This is a genomic window from Pontibacter korlensis (genome assembly GCF_000973725.1).
GTDB classification, from domain to species: domain Bacteria; phylum Bacteroidota; class Bacteroidia; order Cytophagales; family Hymenobacteraceae; genus Pontibacter; species Pontibacter korlensis.
Genome location: NZ_CP009621.1, coordinates 5,279,833 through 5,298,766, shown reverse-complemented (window position 1 = coordinate 5,298,766; position 18,934 = coordinate 5,279,833). Strand labels below are relative to the sequence as shown.

General features: G+C 51.8%; 11 protein-coding genes and 1 pseudogene. 4 read left to right on the top strand and 8 right to left on the bottom strand.

The genetic code is table 11. The annotated features are described in order from the left end of the window. The first annotated feature begins 1 nt into the window (after nucleotide 1). The gene (locus PKOR_RS22625) at nucleotides 2-2,407 is read left to right on the top strand and encodes a glycoside hydrolase family 65 protein (protein WP_046313678.1); all 2,406 of its coding nucleotides are present in this window, start codon (nucleotides 2-4) and stop codon (nucleotides 2,405-2,407) included. 1,145 nt (nucleotides 2,408-3,552) lie between these two features. Then, nucleotides 3,553-5,106, top strand: a complete 1,554-nt coding sequence (gene gpmI / locus PKOR_RS22620) for a 2,3-bisphosphoglycerate-independent phosphoglycerate mutase (RefSeq protein WP_046314823.1) — start codon at nucleotides 3,553-3,555, stop codon at nucleotides 5,104-5,106. A 130-nt stretch (nucleotides 5,107-5,236) separates the two neighbouring features. Here the strand turns inward: gpmI and PKOR_RS26200 are convergent. The 5 genes and pseudogenes from PKOR_RS26200 to gap all read right to left on the bottom strand — a co-directional run. Continuing rightward, a pseudogene (locus PKOR_RS26200) lies at nucleotides 5,237-5,371 on the bottom strand (IS5-like element ISCca3 family transposase); the annotation flags it as partial. A 67-nt stretch (nucleotides 5,372-5,438) separates the two neighbouring features. Further along, nucleotides 5,439-5,678: a transposase gene (locus PKOR_RS24595; RefSeq protein WP_046313677.1), complete on the bottom strand. Its 240-nt coding sequence runs from the start codon at nucleotides 5,676-5,678 to the stop codon at nucleotides 5,439-5,441. An 89-nt stretch (nucleotides 5,679-5,767) separates the two neighbouring features. After that, complete coding sequence (locus tag PKOR_RS24590) at nucleotides 5,768-6,100, bottom strand: IS5 family transposase (protein WP_046313676.1); 333 nt, start codon at nucleotides 6,098-6,100, stop codon at nucleotides 5,768-5,770. Then, complete coding sequence (locus PKOR_RS25900) at nucleotides 6,079-6,207, bottom strand: hypothetical protein (RefSeq protein ID WP_262501838.1); 129 nt, start codon at nucleotides 6,205-6,207, stop codon at nucleotides 6,079-6,081. Before PKOR_RS25900 ends, PKOR_RS24590 begins: the two co-directional genes overlap by 22 nt. 248 nt (nucleotides 6,208-6,455) lie before the next feature. Then, entirely contained in the window at nucleotides 6,456-7,463 is a 1,008-nt protein-coding gene (gap, locus tag PKOR_RS22600; RefSeq protein WP_046313674.1) for a type I glyceraldehyde-3-phosphate dehydrogenase, read from the bottom strand. 228 nt (nucleotides 7,464-7,691) lie between these two features. Between gap and ppsA the strand changes: the two genes are divergently transcribed. Beyond that, nucleotides 7,692-10,112 (top strand): phosphoenolpyruvate synthase, encoded by a 2,421-nt coding sequence (ppsA, locus tag PKOR_RS22595; RefSeq protein WP_235336993.1) that lies wholly within the window; start codon nucleotides 7,692-7,694, stop codon nucleotides 10,110-10,112. 72 nt (nucleotides 10,113-10,184) lie between these two features. After that, nucleotides 10,185-13,466, top strand: coding sequence for a cation-translocating P-type ATPase (locus PKOR_RS23840; RefSeq protein WP_052739039.1), 3,282 nt, complete (start codon nucleotides 10,185-10,187; stop codon nucleotides 13,464-13,466). A 62-nt stretch (nucleotides 13,467-13,528) separates the two neighbouring features. Here PKOR_RS23840 and PKOR_RS22580 read toward each other — a convergent pair whose 3' ends face one another. The 3 genes from PKOR_RS22580 to PKOR_RS22570 form a co-directional block, all read right to left on the bottom strand. Further along, on the bottom strand, nucleotides 13,529-15,649 hold the full coding sequence (locus tag PKOR_RS22580; protein ID WP_046313671.1) for an acetate--CoA ligase family protein: 2,121 nt from the start codon (nucleotides 15,647-15,649) through the stop codon (nucleotides 13,529-13,531). Nucleotides 15,650-15,856: 207 nt separating this feature from the next. Beyond that, on the bottom strand, nucleotides 15,857-17,272 hold the full coding sequence (gene lpdA, locus PKOR_RS22575) for a dihydrolipoyl dehydrogenase (RefSeq protein WP_046313669.1): 1,416 nt from the start codon (nucleotides 17,270-17,272) through the stop codon (nucleotides 15,857-15,859). 248 nt (nucleotides 17,273-17,520) lie between these two features. Continuing rightward, the gene (locus PKOR_RS22570) at nucleotides 17,521-18,930 is read right to left on the bottom strand and encodes a 2-oxo acid dehydrogenase subunit E2 (protein WP_046313667.1); all 1,410 of its coding nucleotides are present in this window, start codon (nucleotides 18,928-18,930) and stop codon (nucleotides 17,521-17,523) included. Between the last annotated feature and the right edge of the window lie 4 nt (nucleotides 18,931-18,934).

Sequence of the window (18,934 nt, the reverse complement as noted above, 5' to 3'; positions counted from 1 at the left end):
TATGGAAAGATTCAGTATAAGCTATGATGATTGGGTACCCGAAGAACAGAAGCTGCGCGAGGCGCTCTGCACGCTAGGCAACGGCTACTTCGCCACGAGAGGAGCCGCCGAAGAAAACAGCAACAACGAGTTTAACTATTCTGGCACCTACTTGGCTGGCGGCTATAACCGTGTGGAAACGGAAATTTCGGGGAGAACTATCGAAAATGAGGACTTTGTGAACTTCCCGAACTGGCTTTGCCTGAGCTTCAGGCCTGAGGGGGACGAGTGGCTGAACCTGGCGCTGTACAAAGTGCTGGACTACCGGCAGACGCTTTACATGAAAATAGGTATTTTCGAGCGTGACTTCCGAGTGGAGGACAGCCTGGGACGGCGCACACATATCCAAAGCCGCCGCATCGTGAGCATGCGCGACAGGCACATGGCGGGCCTGCAGTGGCATTTAACCCCTGAAAACTGGAGCGGCCCCATTGAAATTCGCACCGCATTGGATGGCACCGTGATCAATGATAACGTGGAGCGCTATAGCGAGCTGGAAAGCCATCACCTCGACCCGCTCCTGACCGAGCAGCTGACCGACAACAGCATCATGCTGGTGGTAGAGACAAAGCAGTCAAAAATCAAGATGGCTCAGGCGGCCCGCACGAATCTGTACCACCAGCAGCAACCCCTGGAGCCGGCTACAGAAACGAACCAGCGGGAAGGCTACATCGGGCAGATCCTGCGCTTCGAGGTCGCTGAGGGCGAAAGCTATGTGGTGGAGAAAATCGTAGCATTTTATACTTCAAACGACCGCGCCATCAGCGAACCCGCCCTGGAGGCGCGGAAGGATATCGCCCGCGCCGGAAGGTTCGAGGTGTTACAGGTGCGCCACGAGCATGCTTACGAACGCCTGTGGCACCGGGCCGACATCGGCATTATAGACGGTGACAAAACGCAGCAGCTGTTGCGCCTCCACATTTTCCATATTCTACAAACAGTGTCGCTAAATACCATTGGAATGGATGTGGGGGTGCCTTCGCGTGGGCTGCACGGTGAGGCATACAGAGGGCATATCTTCTGGGATGAGCTTTTCATATTTCCTTTCCTTAACCTGCGCTTCCCCGAAATTACCCGAAGTCTGCTCATGTACCGCTACTATCGGCTGGATGAGGCGCGTTATGCCGCACAGCAGGAAGGTTTCAGGGGAGCCATGTTTCCGTGGCAAAGCGGCAGCAACGGCAGGGAAGAGAGCCAGGTGCTGCACCTCAACCCGAAGTCGGGCAACTGGCTACCTGATAATACACATTTGCAGCGCCACATCAATGCAGCCATCCCTTATAACATCTGGAATTACTTTCTGGCCACTGACGACCAGCCCTTCCTCTCTTTCTTCGGGGCGGAGATGTTCCTGAGCATCGCCTCGTATTGGGCCAGCAAAGCCAGCTATAACAAAGAGCGGCAGCGCTACGAGATACTGCACGTGGTCGGCCCCGACGAGTACCATACTTCCTACCCTGATTCGGAGGGGCAGGGGCTGCGGAACAACGCCTATACTAACGTGATGGTGGCCTGGGTGCTGCAGAAAGCTATTGAGATACTTGACCTGATAGAGAAAAGCCGAAAGCGCGAGCTTCTCAAGGAGCTTTGCATCGATAAGGAGGAGTTTGACCTGTGGCGTGAGATAAGCCAGAAAATGTACGTGCCGTTCATCAACGAAGCGGTGCTGAACCAGTTTGAAGGGTATGAGCAGTTGGAAGAATTCCCTTGGGAGGAGTACCGCGAGAAGTATGAGGACATCGCGCGGCTGGACCGTGTGTTGGAAAGCGAAGGCGACTCGCCCAACAGGTATAAAGCCAGCAAGCAGGCTGATGCTCTGATGCTGTTTTATCTCTTCTCCAAAGATGAGCTGCATGATATCTTCGGCAGGCTGGGCTATGATTTCAATGAGGAGAAAATCCGCAGGAACATCGAATACTACAGAAGCCGTACCTCGCACGGCTCTACGCTCAGCCGCTTTGTCTTTTCCTGGATCATGTCGAAATATGACAGGAAAGAGTCCTGGGAGAACTTCGAGGCCCTCCTCATCAGCGATTTCAAAGATATACAGGGCGGCACCACGCCCGAAGGCATCCACCTCGGCGCCATGGCCGGTTCCTTGGACTTGGTGCAGCGCAGTTACGCGGGCCTGGAGGTCGGCGACGACGCACTCTGGATAAACCCGAACCTGCCGGAGCGTATCAAGGAAATCACAATGCGCATCAAGTACCGCCGCCACTGGATTTCGCTCTCCATCAACCATGAAAGGCTGCAGATTTCCTTTGAAGAAGGCTGGGGGAATGAAGTCAACATCGGCGTGATAAATAAAATTCACGAATTCAAAAAAGGAGAAGTTAGAACCTTTAGCTTGTCTGGGAAAACGTCATAAAAGAACACCAAATGCTGCGAAGAGTGGAGGATTCATTAGAATTCCCATTCAGTTCCAGAACGGATGGGCTAAGATAAAAAGCAAAATTTCTTTGTAACAGTATAAACTTTGTAACAGTATAGAAGAGATCAGCCATGAAAATAGCAACACTTACAGTAAACCCTGCTCTGGATAAGAGTACTTATGTTGAAAGGCTGCTGCCTAACGATAAATTAAACTGTAAAAATCCTGTCTATTCTATGAGCCAAGTGTATGCGACATAAATGTTTCCAGAGCCGTTAAACAATTAGGAGGGGAGACACTGGTAATATACCTGACAGGAATTCTGGTTACAAAATCAAAGAGTTGCTCAAGAAGGAGGGAATCATCCAGAAGATGATTGAGTGCCGAAATCCGACACGTGAAAATCTGGCAGTTTTCGAAAGCACGACAAATAACTAATAACGGTTTGGTTTTCCAGGAGACAATGTAAGCGAAGACGAGTGGCAGGATTGCCTGCAGGCTATAAAAGACCTCCCGGATGAAGTTTCATATCTTGTGGCAAGTGATAGTTTACCTCCTGGTGCCCCGATAAACGTTTAGGCAGGTAGCACAGATTGCGCTAGTTGCGCTAGATAAAAATATACAATGTATAATAGACACCTCTGGCTCCGCTTTAAAGAAAGCCGCTGAGATAAGTCTCTGCCTGATGAAGCCTAACCTGAAGGAATCAGACCAACTGGCAGTTAAAGAACAAATAATTGGTATGAAGCAGGAAGAGCTAGCTCAAAAGGTTGTAAACCGGGGAATTAGTTGTGTCATTTGGGCCCCGTGATACCATGCCCTACAGCAAGGGCAGCATATAATAGTATGTAGTGCCGCCAACTGTAAAGCAAGGCAGTACAGTTAGCGCAGGTGATACCATGGTAGCTGGCATTGTTTTGTCCCCTTCCAAGGGTAATAATTTACATGATGAATTGAAGTGGAGAGTAGCAGCTGTCACTATAACGCCAGGAACAGAGTTGTGCAGAAAGAAAAGATGTAGAAGAAACTGATTATTGACTTAATGAAGAGGAGAAACTAGGTGCAAATATCAGTACATATTAACTTTAATTTCTAAAACATATACTATGCTGGAAGAGGTTCTAAAAGATCAAGTTAGAATCATGCAAAAGAAAACTATACTCATCATCCTCGACGGCTGGGGCATCACGCCTGAAGGAGGAAGAAACGTGTCGGCCATTGCCCAGGCCAATACGCCTTTTATAAATAAAGTATGGCGCGAGCAGCCGCACAGCCAGTTGCAGGCGCACGGCATTGCGGTGGGCCTGCCTGAAGACCAGATGGGAAACTCCGAAGTCGGGCATATAACCTTGGGCGCAGGGCGGGTGGTGTACCAATCGCTGGTGAAGATAAACATGGGTATCGAAGACCGCAGCCTGAGCAAAAACAAAGTTTTGCTCGATGCCCTTGCCTATGCCAAAAAGGAGGGGAAAAAGGTGCATTTCATGGGATTGGTGTCGGACGGCGGCATCCATGCGCACATCTTCCACCTGAAAGCCCTTTGCTCGATTGCCCGGGAGCAGGAGGTGAAAGAGCTATATATACATGCCTTCACCGACGGCCGCGATGCCGATCCCAAAAGCGGCATCGGCTTTCTGGAGGATTTAGAGGCTCACTTACAGCAGACCACGGGCAGGTTGGCCAGCATCATCGGCCGCTACTATGCCATGGATCGCGGCAAAAACTGGCACCGCACCGCCATGGCTTACCAGGCCCTGGTAAATGGCAAAGCCGATACTTGTGTAGCGGTAGAAGACTGGAAAGCGGCCATGCAGCAGAGGTATGACAGCGGCGAAACCGACGAGTTTGTCAAACCCATCGTACTAATGCAGGAGCAGGAGCTCGTAGCCACCATAGGGGAGGGGGATGTGGTGGTGTGTTTCAACTTCCGCACAGACCGAGCGCGGCAGCTGACAGAGGCGCTCACGCAGCGAGATTTCCCTGACCACGACATGCACAAGCTTGACCTTAGATACCTCACCATGACGCGCTACGATGAGACCTTTGAGAATGTGGGGGTGCTGTTCGAAAACCCGAACCTGCAAAACACATTGGGTGAGGTACTGTCCAAGGCAGGCAAAAAGCAGATCCGCATCGCCGAAACAACCAAGTACCCGCACGTGACGTACTTTTTCAATGGCGGACAGGAAAAGGAGTTTGAGGGGGAGGAGCGCATCATGGTGGATTCGCCCGATGTACCCACTTTTGACCAGAAACCAGAGATGAGCGCCGTAGGCATACGCTACGCTATTCTGTCCAAGCTGCGGGAGCAGGGCACCGACTTCATCTGCCTCAACTTCGCCAACGCCGATATGGTAGGCCACACCGGCGACATGCAGGCGGCTATCAAAGCCTGCGAAACCGTGGACAGTTGCCTCCAAACCGTTGCCGAAACCGCCTTAGAGGCAGGTTATGCTATTATCATCCTGGCCGACCACGGTAACGCCGAGAAAATGAAAAGCTCTGACGGCTCTCCCTTCACCGCCCACACCACCAGCCCTGTACCTTGCATCTTACTTGGCGCGGAGGAAGGCACAAAGCTGAAAGACGGAAAGTTAGGTGATGTCGCCCCCACCATCCTTACCCTTATGGGTATCCCCAAACCCGAAGAAATGAGCGGTTCTGTTTTGATAGAGAAAGGGGAGGCAATTCAATAATAGTACTAACAGTCTGAGACCGTTGAAAAAGGTTTCGTTTTCTGTTCTTCCCCTTTTTTAGAGGACTTTTCGTTTATTTATCTTTAAAACAGGCTATGGCAGCACCATTTGGGGCTGCCATAGCCTGTTGTTATTGCCGATTAGGCATAACAATCCCCGGCATGCGGTAAAGGTTGTAAGTCACAGCCTCCATCAGGTGCTGGGTATGCGTCTTTGCCAAGCCTGTGTAGCGGGCCTGTTTGCTGTTGAACCAGCGGTTGATGCTGGTGAGGTTCTCTCTACCTTATACCTGACCTTGCTGATAAGCTTGTTAAACTGCTTCTCCCTTTCTGTTAATGCCTGCCCTGTACGGTTTTCTTCTGTATCCGGTCCTTTAGCTTCTTTCCTTTCACCAGTTTCCGGTTCTTCTCTGAAACATACCCTTTATCTGCATAAAACGGAATATGCTCCGACATCTCTACTTCTCCGAGCACATCTTCCAGGTTTGCAATCTCTTTCACACTCGCCTCTGTTGTCACTACATGCAGCAGCATGCACTCCGTATCAGTAACGGCAAGCTCTCTTATAGCCATAAAAGAGCTTTGCCTGCCTTTTCAACTATCTTGCTTCTGCATCCACGCCTGGCTTTGTTATTTTCAGCAGCTGCTGGTTTGCTCTTCTTTCACTGCCTGCTCCTCGTCGCGTGGCCCTTCTGAGCGGTCGGTTTCTGTTTGATAGGTCGTATGCCTTTAGGTTTAAGTGGCGTAGGGGTAATGGAAGCATCTGTGATAGCGCCGGTTTTGACATTGACCTTATGCTTTACGAGCCGTTTGTTGACTTCTTTGAACAGCTTCTCATACACGCCTTTGTTTGTCAGCTCGGTGCGGAAACGGCTCAGTACGCTGTGGCCTGGTGCTTTGGCATCCAGGCTCAGGCCAATAAAACGGCTAAAGGAAATATTGTCATTGAGCCTGCCTTCCACTTCATAGTCACTTAGCCCGTACCAGGTCTGCAATGGCCCTTCTCAAACAGTAGCAAACCATCATAGGCGGGGCAGCCAGTGGCGCTGGTGCGTTTCACGTAGTGCTTTTGGATGATGTTGGAGATAGGGCGCCAGTCCACCACCTTGCTTATCTGATCAAAAAACTCACTTTTTATTTTCCGGTGTGCGACAGCAAGGTTGGGAAAACCTACTAGAATCACATACTCTTCAAGTTCTAACCTGGAGTACAGTTGAAGCCAGTTTTCAACTTGAAGTATGTAATGGCAAAAGAAGTTATCATTTAAAAAAAGGCTTACAATACCAATTCTCAGTATTGTAAGCCTCCCAAAGTCCAGAAGAGGAGTATACAGTCCAGAAGAGAAGTATACTACGATGCCGCCACCTGGCTCAGCACATGCTTCGCCTCGCGCACCATCTGATTGGCGTAGCCCCACTCGTTGTCGTACCAACTCATCACTTTCACCAGGTCGCCGCCCACCACCTGCGTCATGCTCAGGTCCACAATCGAAGCGCGGGAATCGTGCACGATGTCCGACGAAACCAGCTCATCGTCCGATACGCCCAGCACGCCTTTGTATCGCTCTGTCTGCGCCTCTTCTTTAAAGATGTAGTTGAGTTCCTCCACTGTTGTTTTCCGTTCTAATACCATATTGATATCAGCGATAGAGCCAACGTTAACAGGACCTCGGATGGCTGCTCCGTCAAACCTGCCTTCCATTTCGGGCAGCGCCTTGGCGGTAGCTTTGGCTGCTCCGGTGGTGGTAGGCACAAAGTTGGAGGCGGCGGCCCTGCCTCTTCGCATTTTTTTATTCGGCCCATCCACCAGCGCCTGGCTCGAGGTATAGGCGTGGATGGTAGTCATGTTCGCTTTTTTGATACCGATGCGGCGGTTGATGATTTCCACCACCGGCGAGATGCAGTTGGTGGTGCAACTGGCACAGGAAATGATATCCTCTGCCTCCTCGCCGGAGTTCACGCCGAATACAATTGTTTTCACGTCGTCGCTCTTGGCAGGTGCCGATAGCACCACTCGTTTGGCACCCGCTTTCAGGTGCTTCTCCAAATCCTCGCGCTTCTTGAACACGCCCGAGCACTCAAATACCAGGTCCACGTTCATATCCTTCCAAGGCAGCACCGCCGGGTCTTTCTCGTTCAGCACCGGATACTTCTTTCCGTCAATCACCAGTATGCCCTCCGCTGACTCCACAGTTTTTGAATAGCGCCCGTACACTGTGTCGTAGCGGAGGAGGTACGCCAAGTTGTCTGCCGACACCAAATCATTCACCGCGACTAAATTCAGGTCGTCACTTTCAAGTATAATCTTCAGCGTTGCCCGGCCTATTCGGCCCAATCCGTTTATCGCCACATTTGCCATAGTCCATTTGTTTTGATTTCAGAACATATATTTTACAACCTAACCTCTTGATATAAGTACTTTATGTAAGGCTGTTTAAATGGTTATACTGGATTATGGGTGATCAGTTAAGGAAATTATAGTAATAAAAAAGTGGAAATGTTATATATAGGATTGAAGAAGATGTATGCTTCCCCAGTCTTATATGCTAATTTTTTCTGAAGGATACCTGTCCAGCTTCTCCTTTTAATGTGCCTCCAGGTTATACTTACGAAGGGTAAAATATCAAACATGAGCACTTACATTCGATTTTTCGAGGACTTAAACAACACCGATGTGGCTGAGGTGGGCGGCAAGAACGCCTCGCTCGGCGAAATGATTAGTCAGCTAGGTCCGAATGGCATTCATATACCCGCCGGGTTCGCCACCACTGCGCAGGCTTACTGGGAATTTCTGGAGCATAACGGGCTGAAGGAGGAGCTGACGACGCTACTGGAGGAGCTGGACAGGCAGAAGTTTTCCAACCTAAGCGAAACAGGAAAAAAGGCGCGGCAGGCGGTGATGAGAGGAGCATTTCCGGAGGAGGTCGCAGCGGCCATTAAAGAGGCATACCACCAGCTGGAGGAGAAGGAGGAGGCGCTCTCCAGCGTGGCCGTGCGGAGCAGCGCCACCGCTGAGGACTTGCCCGAGGCCTCTTTTGCGGGGCAGCACGACTCTTTCCTGAACGTGCAGGGCGCAGAGGATGCGGTGGAAGCCTGCAAGAAGTGCTACGCCTCTCTCTTCACCGACCGCGCCATCCGCTACCGTGAGCACAACGGCTTCGACCACATGAAAGTGGCGCTCTCGGCTGGCGTGCAGAAAATGGTGCGCTCCGACAAAGCCTCGGCTGGCGTCGGCTTCACTATCCTGCCCGACAGCGGCTATGAGCAGGTCATCTTCCTGACCGGTACCTGGGGCCTAGGCGAGAACGTGGTTCAGGGTGCCGTAAACGCCGACGAGTTCTATGTTTTTAAGCCCTCGCTAAAGAAAGGAATTCGTTCCATCATCTCCAAGAAAATAGGAAGCAAAGAGCAGACGATGGTATATGGCGAAGCCAAAAAAGGCGAAGGCACTACCGTGAATAAGGACACGCCGAAAAACAAACAGCATCGCTTTATACTTACCGACGAGGAAGTGACCACGCTGGCCACTTGGGCGCTGGAGATAGAGGAACATTACGGCCGCGCCATGGATATAGAGTGGGCCAAAGACGGCGAAAGCGGTGAGTTGTACATAGTGCAGGCCCGCCCCGAAACCGTGCATTCCGGCAAAGACAAATCGAAACTGAAGGAGTATCGGCTGAAGGAAGGAGGCACGGTGGTGACGACGGGTAATGCGATTGGAGAGAAAGTAACCAAAGGCATCGCTCGCATTCTAAGCTCGCCTGACGAGGCCGACAAACTGCAGGAGGGCGACGTGCTGGTGACGGGCATCACCAACCCCGACTGGGACACGGTGATGAAGAAAGCTTCGGCCATCGTGACGGACAGCGGCGGGCGCACCAGCCATGCCGCTATCGTGGCCCGCGAGCTGGGCGCTGTGGCGGTTGTTGGGACGGAAGATGCAACTCAAACGATTAAAGATGGACAGCAAATCACCGTATCCTGCGCCGAGGGGCATACTGGAAAAGTATATGAGGGCTTTTTAAAGTGGGAGGAAGAGGATATTAATTTTGAGCAACTGCGAAAGCCCGAGACAGAGGTGATGCTCATCATGGCCGACCCTGACATGGCTTTCTTTTACAGTAGCTATCCCGTTGCGGGTGTAGGGCTGATGCGCATCGAGTTTGTGATTAACAACACTGTCAAGATTCACCCGCTCGCGCTCCTGCACTTTGAGGAACTGAAAGATAAAAAGGCGAAGAAGTGGATAGAGGAACTGACCGCCCCTTACCCGGACAAACGCCTATATTTTATCGAGAAATTGGCCGAGGGCGTGGCCTCCATTGCCGCCGCTTTTTACCCGCGCCAGGTCATTGTGCGCATGAGCGACTTTAAATCGAACGAGTATGCTGATTTAATTGGCGGGCGTGAGTTTGAGCCGGAGGAGGAAAATCCGATGCTCGGCTTCCGGGGTGCCTCGCGCTATTACAGCGAGGCGTATAGGGACGGCTTTCAGATGGAGTGCGAGGCGATGAAAATCGTGCGCAATGAGATGGGCTTTACGAATGTGAAGCTGATGGTGCCGTTTTGCCGCACCGTGGAGGAGGGCAAAAAAGTTGTGAATCTGATGGGCGATTTCGGGCTGAAGCAAGGCTGGAACGAGCTGGAGATATACATGATGTGCGAGATACCCTCGAACGTCATCTTAGCGGAGGAATTCGCCGAGGTGTTCGACGGCTTCTCCATCGGCTCTAATGACCTCACGCAGCTCACCCTCGGCCTCGACCGCGACTCCGCCCTTGTCAGCGACTTGTTCGACGAGCTGAACCCTGCCATCAAACAGATGATTAGCATGGCCATCGAGCGTGCCAAAAAGAAGGGTATCAAAATCGGGCTGTGCGGCCAGGCTCCCAGCGATTTCCCGGAGTTTGCCCGTTTCCTTGTAGAACAGGGCATCACGAGCATCTCCTTTAATCCCGATGCCGTGGCCCGTGGCATCAAAAACATTCTGGAGGCAGAAGATAAATAGACCTGTTTCCACAGGCTTTGGCTATACTTCTCTACAGGGGCCAGGTCGGACTTTTAACCATTATTGTGGATCATGAATATCGACCAGAAATATCCTTATCATACCATCAGCACCGAAGATACCTTGGAGAAGCTATCGGCGAGCGAGGAAGGGCTTTCTTCGGAAGAGGCCAAAAAGCGCCAGGAGGAGTTTGGGAAAAATGTGCTGCCGGAAAAAGGCGGCATCAACCCGATCATGCTTTTCCTCAAGCAGTTCAAGGACTTTCTTGTTCTGATACTCCTCTTCGCTGCCGGTGTCGCGTTCTGGGCCGACCAGATGGCTGACGTGTACATCATCCTCGCAGTAATCCTTTTCAACGCTATCATGGGCTTTGTGCAGGAGTATAAGGCTGAGAAAGCGATTGAATCCATCAAAGGGTTGATAGAGAAAAAAGCCACCGCTCTGCGCGACGGCAAGGAGCATGAACTTATGGCCGAAGACGTGGTGCTGGGCGACATCATTATTTTGAACGAAGGGCAAAGTATACCCGCCGACGCCCGCTTGTTGCAAGCAAAGGACCTGCGCACCTCGGAGGCAGCGCTCACAGGAGAATCGATGCCGATTGAGAAGGAGACGGAATTACAGGAGGAGGAGAATGCCGCCCTCGGAGACCGTAAAAACATGGTCTGGAAAGGAACGAATGTGGCCCAGGGCAAGGGCAAGGCCGTGGTGACCGCCATCGGCGAACACACCGAAATCGGTAAAATCGCCACGTCCATGAGCGAGATGCAGATGCAGGAATCTAATTTTAGGAAGAAGACAAGCGAGCTGGGCAAAATCATGGCAGGCATCGCTATAGTAACTTCTCTTGTTGTTTTCTCGCTAGGCTACTGGCTTCGCAATTATGAATTCCAGGACATCCTCCTCGTTACTATCGCCACGCTCGTCTCTTCCATACCCGAGGGCCTGCCCGCGGTTATCTCCATCGTGCTGGCTATCGGAGCCAACCGCATGGCCAAGCAAAACGTCATCATCCGGGAGTTCACCGCCACTGAAATGATGGGCTCCGTGTCTGTCATACTTTCCGACAAAACAGGCACCATCACCCAAAGTATCCTTACGGTAAAGAAAATGTTCACGGGCAGCGGGCAGGAACTATCAGTAACAGGGGCGGGCTATCAGTTACAGGGCGAGTTCAAGGCAGACGGCAAGCCGATAGATTTAAAAGATAATCCTGTGGAACGCAAACTTTTAGCGATAGCCGCTTTCTGTAACGGGGCGCATCTGGAGGACGGGGAAGAAGAGGAAAATGAAGGCGAATCGGATGCAAAAGCCGTTCTGACGCAGGAAAGGAAGCCGGCGGAAAAGCAACGTTCGGAAGAAAAAGCACCAAGCGGAGTAGACCAGCGGCAGGAAGAGAAAACGTCGGCAGGAACGGAAAAAAAATCGGCAAAAGAACTACAACCTCCAGTGATAGAGGAAGCACCAGAAAGAACCAGTTTGGAAGAGAAGCCACAGGAAAGCAAAACCGTAGCGGTGGAGGCCGGAAAAAAGGAAGGCATGGATGTGGATGTAGATGTGCAGCCAGACAAAGTGAAGATCAGCATCAGCTTGAACAAAGCGGACACAGCCGGACAAAATTCGGTAAGCGCCGGAGACGAGGAGATGCCGGGAGATAAGGACCAGTCCAATGTGGACGTGGATGTGGAGGTTGAGAAAGATAAGGTGCACATCAAAGCGCAACAGAGAAAGCGCCGCAACAATCTAGAAGATGATGACGAGGACTATGAGGAAGAGGAGGAAGAGGAAGAGGAAGAGGAAGAACATGAGGAAGATGATGAGGACGAAGAGGGAAACCGGAGCCCTAACATTGTCGGCGATCCTACCGAGGCAGCCATGTATGTGATCGGGCGCAAGGGCAAGGTTAAAAAGCAAGAGCCCTACAATCGCTACCGCGTGCTCGACGAGTTGCCCTTCAACTCCAAGCAAAAATTTCGTGCCTCGCTTGTGGATACAGAAGACGGTGCTGAGATTTTCGCCATCGGGGCACCCGAGCGCATCCTGGAGTTGAGTAGCCAATGGCTCACCCCCAACGGTCCCGAACAGCTGACAGAGGAGAAAAGAGAGGATATCAGAAAAAAGATTGACGACTGGACGGGTCAGGCCATGCGGGTGCTGTCGCAGGCCTACAAAAAGGCCGACGGCAAGCAGCAAGTGCAAGCCGGAGATGTGAGGGACTTAACGTGGGTAGGCACCACGGGCATTATCGATCCGCCGCGCCAGGGCGTTCGGGAGTCGGTGGAGGAATGTAAAACCGCCGGCATACGGGTGATGATGGTAACCGGCGACCACAAGAAAACAGCGGCCGCCATTGCAAAGGAGGTCGGCATTGTGGAGGCTGTGGAGGCGGAACAAGGGGCCAAATACCCTGTGGCCGTGACGGGCAAAGAGCTGCAGGATGTAGAGGATAAAAAGTTTGATGAGTACATTGAGAACGTGTCGGTATTTGCACGCATGGACCCCGATGTGAAGCTGCGGATTGCCGAGCGGCTGCAAACCCAAGATACGCTGATTGCCATGACGGGTGACGGGGTGAACGATGCCCCGGCGCTGAAACGGGCTGATGTTGGCATCGCCATGGGCCAGCGCGGCACCGACGTGGCCAAAGACGCCGCCGAAATCGTGCTGCAGGACGACAATTTCAGTAGTATCGTGAGCGCCATCCGTGAAGGCCGCATCGTGTTCAACAACATCAAAATCACGAGTTACTTTTTGCTCACTACTAACTTCGCCTCCACCACTGTGCTCATTACTTGTATTACCTTGGGCTTGCCGATTCCATTAACCGCCGTCATGATTCTGTACGTGAACCTGGTAACAGATGGCATCATGGACATCTCGCTGGCCACCGAACCTGGCCACGGCGAGATCATGCAGGAACCGCCCGTTAAAAAGAGTGCCAGCATCCTGAAGTGGGATATTATGCCCTACCTCTTGCTGATGACCGTGGTGATGGTAACACTGACGGTGGTGGGATTTCGGTACTACCTGCCGCAAGGCATAGATATCGCCCGAACAGGCGCCTTTCTCATCATCTCGATGACGCAAATTTTCAACGCCTACAATTTGCGCTCTCTGAAAAAGTCCGTCTTCGAAATCGGTGTTTTCTCAAATTTCTGGGTAAACATCGCCTTCGTAGTATCAGTGATGCTGCAGTTTGCTACCGTCAAAGTTCCGTTCATCCGCGACTTGTTCGGCTTTGCAGATTTTCCCATCTTCGATTTCCTGGTGATTTTCGCCTGTTCCAGCTCTGTACTCTTGTTTGGGGAGTTCTATAAATTCATCCGGTTCAAAAAGAATTTCTTCAAAAGCTGAGAAGCATACTTACAGGTTCGTAACTCTACAGACCTCGCAGGAGCTGCGCACGCTGCGAGGTCTTACTCCCTCACAATAATGCGGGCGTCAGCGAGGAGGGCACTGTTTTCCAAACCAAACACGGGGTTCAAGTCGACTTCTTTTATTTGGGGGAAGTCCTGCACCAGCTGGTTGAGGCGGAGAAGGCAGTTGGCTAGGGCCGCTTTGTCGGGGGCGGGTTTGCCGCGGAGGCCCTGCAGTACTTTTTGGGAGCGGATGCCTTCGATCATCGCCATCGCGTCGTTTCTGGTAATAGGTACTCGCCGGAAGGTGACATCGTGCAGCATCTCTACCAAGATGCCGCCCACGCCAAACATGAGCAAGTGTCCATACTTTTCGCTATAGTTAACACCCACAATCAGCTCGGTTCCCTGTTGCACCATTTGCTGCACCAAGATGCCTTTTATACTTGCCTCCGGCTTTTTGTTTTTCACGTTTTCGTGCAGCTTGTCAAAAGCTTTTAACAATTCTTCTTCGTTGAGGATATCAGTCACCACGCCGTCTGCGTCTGTTTTGTGCACCACCTGCTCCGACACTACCTTGGCCACCAGCGGAAAAATTAAATCTTTGGCTGCGGCTTTTGTATCCTCCTTGCTACTGACCACCTTGTAGGGGGAAACCTGCAAACCATAGGCTTCCAAAATTTCATACCCCTCGGGCTCTGTTAAAAATTTGTTGTCGCGTTGCAGGGCTTTGCTTAGGATTTCCTCCGGCCGTTTTTTCGCTACCTTGTAGGTTTCCGGATTCTCCTGTGGCAGCGATGTAATGCGGCTATACTTCAGCGCGTCGGCGCAGGCTTCCACGGCGTTGTGACCGAAGCGGTAGTAGAGCACCCTGTGCTTTGCCAGGATGCTACTTATAGTCGATCTGGGCTCGAAGTCAGCGAAAACGGCTACCAACATTTTGCTATTTTCCCGCGCCTTACCGGCGTGTTGGCCGATAGTTTGGGCAATCTCTTCCATATCAGTCATTAGCTGCGGTGTGCACAGGCAGAGGATGATGTTAAGTTCGTCTGAATCAACTAATGCCTCTAATGCTTTCCTATATCGCTCGGACGAGGCGTCGCCTACCAAATCGACAGGGTTGGCGGTGCTGGCAGTTCTGGGTAAATTTTGAGACAGTTTTTCCTGCAGCTCCTCCGAAAGCGCGGGTACTTTCAGGCCGGCTTTTTCGGCTGCGTCTGCCGTAATGATGCCGGGTCCGCCCGCGTTGGTGACGATGCACAAACGGTTGCCCTGTGGGAGTTGCTGCGTGGCAAACAGACGGGCAGCATAAAACAGGCGCTCCAGGTTATCGACCCGAATGATGCTGTACTGGTCGAACAAATGGTCTGTCACCTCGTCGCTTTCCGTTAGTGCCCCCGTGTGCGACTGGGCTGCGCGCTGGCCGCTCTGGCTTCTGCCTGCTTTCAGCACTACCAAAGGCTTTGGCTCTGTTTGCGCTTTTAACCGGGTTGCCAAAGCCAGGAAACGCTGCGGATCGCTGAACTCCTCCAGGTACGCCAGGATCACCTTCGTCTGTTCGTCCTCTGCGTAAGCTTCAAGTATATCATTCTCATCGGTCACGGCCTTGTTGCCTAACGAGGCGAACTTGGCGAAATCAATCTGGTACTTATCGGCATACTCCAGCGCATATACTCCAACGGCACCACTCTGACTGATAAAGGAGATGTTGCCCTTTTTGGGCGTCTGACTGACAAAGGTGCCGTTCAACTGCACTTTTTCATCGGTGTTGATCACGCCCAGGCAGTTGGGTCCCAACAAAGCCATGTCATGTTCTCTGGCAATGGCTGCCAGCTTCTCTTCCAGTTCCTCACCCGCTTCATCCACTTCCTTAAATCCCGCAGAAATCACCACTACGGCTTTTACTCCTTTGTCCACGCACTCCACCACCACCTGCACTACACCGTCGCGCGGTATGGCGATGAAAGCCAGTTCTACCTTCTCCGGAATATCTTTTACAGAAGCATAACTTTTTAGCTCCAGGATCTCGTCCGTTTTCGGGTTGACAGGGTACAGCTGACCTTTATACTTGCTTTGGAGTAGATTCTTTAGGATGGCATACCCCACGCTTTCTTCGTTGCGCGAAGCCCCGATAACTGCGACAGTTTCTGGAGCGAATAAGGCTTTAAGCGGTTGTATCATGGATGATTTTTATTTTACGGTTGAGTTGAAAATTGCGGCCGCTGATGCGGGCTTGCAGCTTTCTCTAATTATAACTGACGTTACGCAAGCTTCACTAAAGTCCCCCTTCAAAGCTCATTTTTCTGTGTTCAGATTTTTTAATTCCTCTAAATCCGAATTCACATGAGTGTTTTCATAAAAATCCATGGCACCAGCGTGTATCATATTTTACTTCCCGAACAGATGGGTGGGGCTGCCGAGAAAGGATTCGGCGGCTTCCATGGTGGTTTCGGAGAGGGTAGGGTGCGGGTGTATGGTCAGAGAAACATCGTGCGCCGTGGCGGCCATTTCAATGGCGAGTGCGATTTCAGGGATAAGCGAGCCAGCGCTTTTGCCCGCCACGCCGCCGCCTAAGATGCGTTGTGTGTCAGGGTCGAAGATGAGTTTGGTGAGCCCTTTGCGGGTGCCCATGGAGGCGGCCTTGCCGGATGAGGTCCAGGGGAAAGTGGCGACTTTTACCTCGCGGCCTTTTTCCTTAGCCTGTGTTTCGGTGAGGCCGCACCAGGCAATCTCAGGGTTGGTAAACACGATGGCGGGAATCACTTTCGGATCGTAGGCAGCACCTTTTTCGCCTGCAATTACCTCGGCGGCGATGCGGCCTTCGTGGTGCGCCTTGTGCGCCAGCATGGGTTGGCTCGTCAGGTCGCCGATGGCGTAGATGTTTGCGGTGCTGGTTTGGCGCTTTTCGTCCACTTTAACAAAGCCTTTTTCGTTGGTTTCCACGCCTGCCTTGTCCAGGTTCAGGTGCGCGGAGTTCGGTTTCCGGCCCACGGCCAACAACACTTTGTCATACTCCTTTTCCTGCACTCCTTCGCTGTTCTTCAGGCCCACTTTGGCCTTCCCGTTTTCTTCAGTCACCTTCTCCACGATGGTTTCAAAGTATAAATTTTCGAACAAATCCTCGTTTTCCTCCTGAAACACCTCCACCAGGTCGCGGTCGGCACCAGGCAGAAAACCTGGGGTCATCTCGACAATGGATACGCTGCTACCCAGAGCGGCGTACACGCTGCCCATCTCCAGTCCGATATAGCCGCCGCCAATCACTAGCATGTTCTCCGGGATTTCGGTTATATCCAGCGCATCCGATGAGTCGATAACCAAATTATGATCCACCTTCACGCCCGGCAGTTCCGCCACCAAAGAACCTGTGGCGATGATGGCGCTCTCGAACTCCAAAGTATATTTTTTACCCTCATTCTCCAGCACTTCCAGTTCTTTTTCGGAGGTAAAAACAGCCTTGCCTTGTATATACTCAATCTTCCGCACATCGGCCAGTTCGCCCAGGCCCTGCGTCATTTTCTTCACCACCTCGTTTTTCCATTCAAAAATTTTCTGCGGCTCTATCTTAGGGTCCTCAAATTGCACTCCCAAAGCGGCGGCCTTTACAGCCTCCTGTTTCACCTTGGCCACATGCAGCAAGGCCTTGGACGGAATACAGCCACGATAGAGGCAAACGCCACCAGGGTTCACTTCAGGGTCAATCAGGGTCACTTTCAGGCCTAGGTCCGCCGCTCGGAAAGCGGCCGCATAGCCACCAGGTCCCGCCCCGATAACTACTACTTGTCTTTTCTCTTTTGATGCCATTTGTTTCGTTTTTCGTTACTTGTTGTTTGCGCCGGGTGTGGGTGAATTAAAATCCTTCGAAAAGTCTCACTTCGGAGGTAACCTTTCCGAAGGATTTATATTTTTTGCTTAAAATCAGTTAAGTTCCATATCAATCATCGTTTCTCATTTCATAGTTGCCGTTTTATCCTTTTGTAGGCTGTTCTGAAGCCACAGGCACGAGTTTGAAAACTCCCGCCAGTTCAGATTTTTATACCAACAACCAGCAATCAACCACCCAGCAAGGCTTTATAGGGGTCTTCGAGGGCCTGGCAGATCCAGCGGAGGAAACGGGCTCCGTCGGCGCCGTCTATCAGGCGGTGGTCGTATGAGAGGCTGAGCGGGAGGATTTGCCGTGGCTCAAACTTCTCGTCTCTGTATACAGGCTTGATGCTGGTGCGGGCTACGCCGAGTATGGCTATCTGCGGGTGGTAAACGATAGGGGTGAAGTTGGTGCCGCCGATGCCGCCGAGGTTAGAGATCACAAAGCTGCCGCCCTGCATCTCGTCTGGTGTCAGTTCCTGGTTTCGTGCCTTTTCTGCCAACTCTGAAATCTCGGTGGCTATTTCGATAATGGTTTTGCGGTTGACATCGCGGATGACAGGCACCAGGAGACCCGCTTCGGTATCGACGGCAAAGCCAATGTGGAAGTACTTTTTTAGGATAACCTCTTCGTGCTCCAGGTCGATGCTGGCGTTGAAGTTCGGGAACTGTTGCAGGGCCGCTGCGGCTACTTTGACAAGTATGGCCGTGACGGTGAGCTTGCCGCCTGCCTTCTCCGCTTTCTTGCTGTTCTTCTGGCGGTATTCCTCAATGCCCGAAATGTCGGCCTCGTCGAATTGGGTGACGTGCGGGATGGTTTGCCAAGAGGCTGCCGTGTTTCTGGCTGTGGCCTTGCGGATGCGGGAGAGCGGCAGCCTTTCCACCACGCCCCATTGGCTGAAATCGGACAGGGGCAGCTGTTTCGGTGCTTTCTGCGCGGGTTTCTCCGCTTCGGTTAATTTTTCCTCTTCCTTCTCCCTAGCGCCTTTTACATCCTCTTCTGTAATTCTGCCGCCGGGGCCGCTGCCTTTTACGGTTATAATGTCCACGTCCATTTCCCTGGCCAAGCGGCGCACGCCAGGCGAGGCGGGCACGTCAGACAAATTCTTTTCTTCTTCTTCAGTCTCGGCTTTTTTCTCAGATTGTTCTTTCTCTGGTTTCGCTTTTTTCTCCTTGGGTTCAGCTGCCTTTTTCTCACTCTCAGCTGTCTCTTCTTCTTTATCTTTCACTGCCTTAGTCTCTGCCTCAACTTCGGCAGGTTTTTCTTTTTTGTCTTCTTTGGATGGCTTTTTCTCTTTCGGCGCTTTGCCTTCCTTGGCTTCGGCGCTTTCTTCTTCAGCCTTTTCTTCCGCAGTGCTTTCCTCTTCCTCCAGCACCAGAATCACGTCGCCAACTTTCACCTCATCGCCTTCCTTCACTTTTATCTCTTTCACTTTTCCGCCGGCGGACGAGGGCACCTCTACCGAGGCTTTGTCGGTTTCGACGGCTATGATGAATTGCTCTTCCTGAATGGTGTCACCTTCCGATACTAGCACCTCTGCCACGTGGGCGGTGTCTACGCCTTCTGATATTTTCGGAACTTTTACTTCTATGGCCATGTTT

Excerpts from the sequence above, each read along its gene's own strand:
- PKOR_RS22625 (WP_046313678.1), top strand. The coding sequence starts at position 2 with ATGGAAAGATTCAGTATAAGCTATGATGATTGGGTACCCGAAGAACAG.
- gap (WP_046313674.1), bottom strand. The coding sequence starts at position 7,463 with ATGGCAAATGTGGCGATAAACGGATTGGGCCGAATAGGCCGGGCAACG.
- PKOR_RS23840 (WP_052739039.1), top strand. The coding sequence starts at position 10,185 with ATGAATATCGACCAGAAATATCCTTATCATACCATCAGCACCGAAGAT.
- PKOR_RS24595 (WP_046313677.1), bottom strand. The coding sequence starts at position 5,678 with ATGGCTATAAGAGAGCTTGCCGTTACTGATACGGAGTGCATGCTGCTG.
- PKOR_RS22580 (WP_046313671.1), bottom strand. The coding sequence starts at position 15,649 with ATGATACAACCGCTTAAAGCCTTATTCGCTCCAGAAACTGTCGCAGTT.
- lpdA (WP_046313669.1), bottom strand. The coding sequence starts at position 17,272 with ATGGCATCAAAAGAGAAAAGACAAGTAGTAGTTATCGGGGCGGGACCT.
- PKOR_RS22570 (WP_046313667.1), bottom strand. The coding sequence starts at position 18,930 with ATGGCCATAGAAGTAAAAGTTCCGAAAATATCAGAAGGCGTAGACACC.
- ppsA (WP_235336993.1), top strand. The coding sequence starts at position 7,692 with ATGTGCCTCCAGGTTATACTTACGAAGGGTAAAATATCAAACATGAGC.
- gpmI (WP_046314823.1), top strand. The coding sequence starts at position 3,553 with ATGCAAAAGAAAACTATACTCATCATCCTCGACGGCTGGGGCATCACG.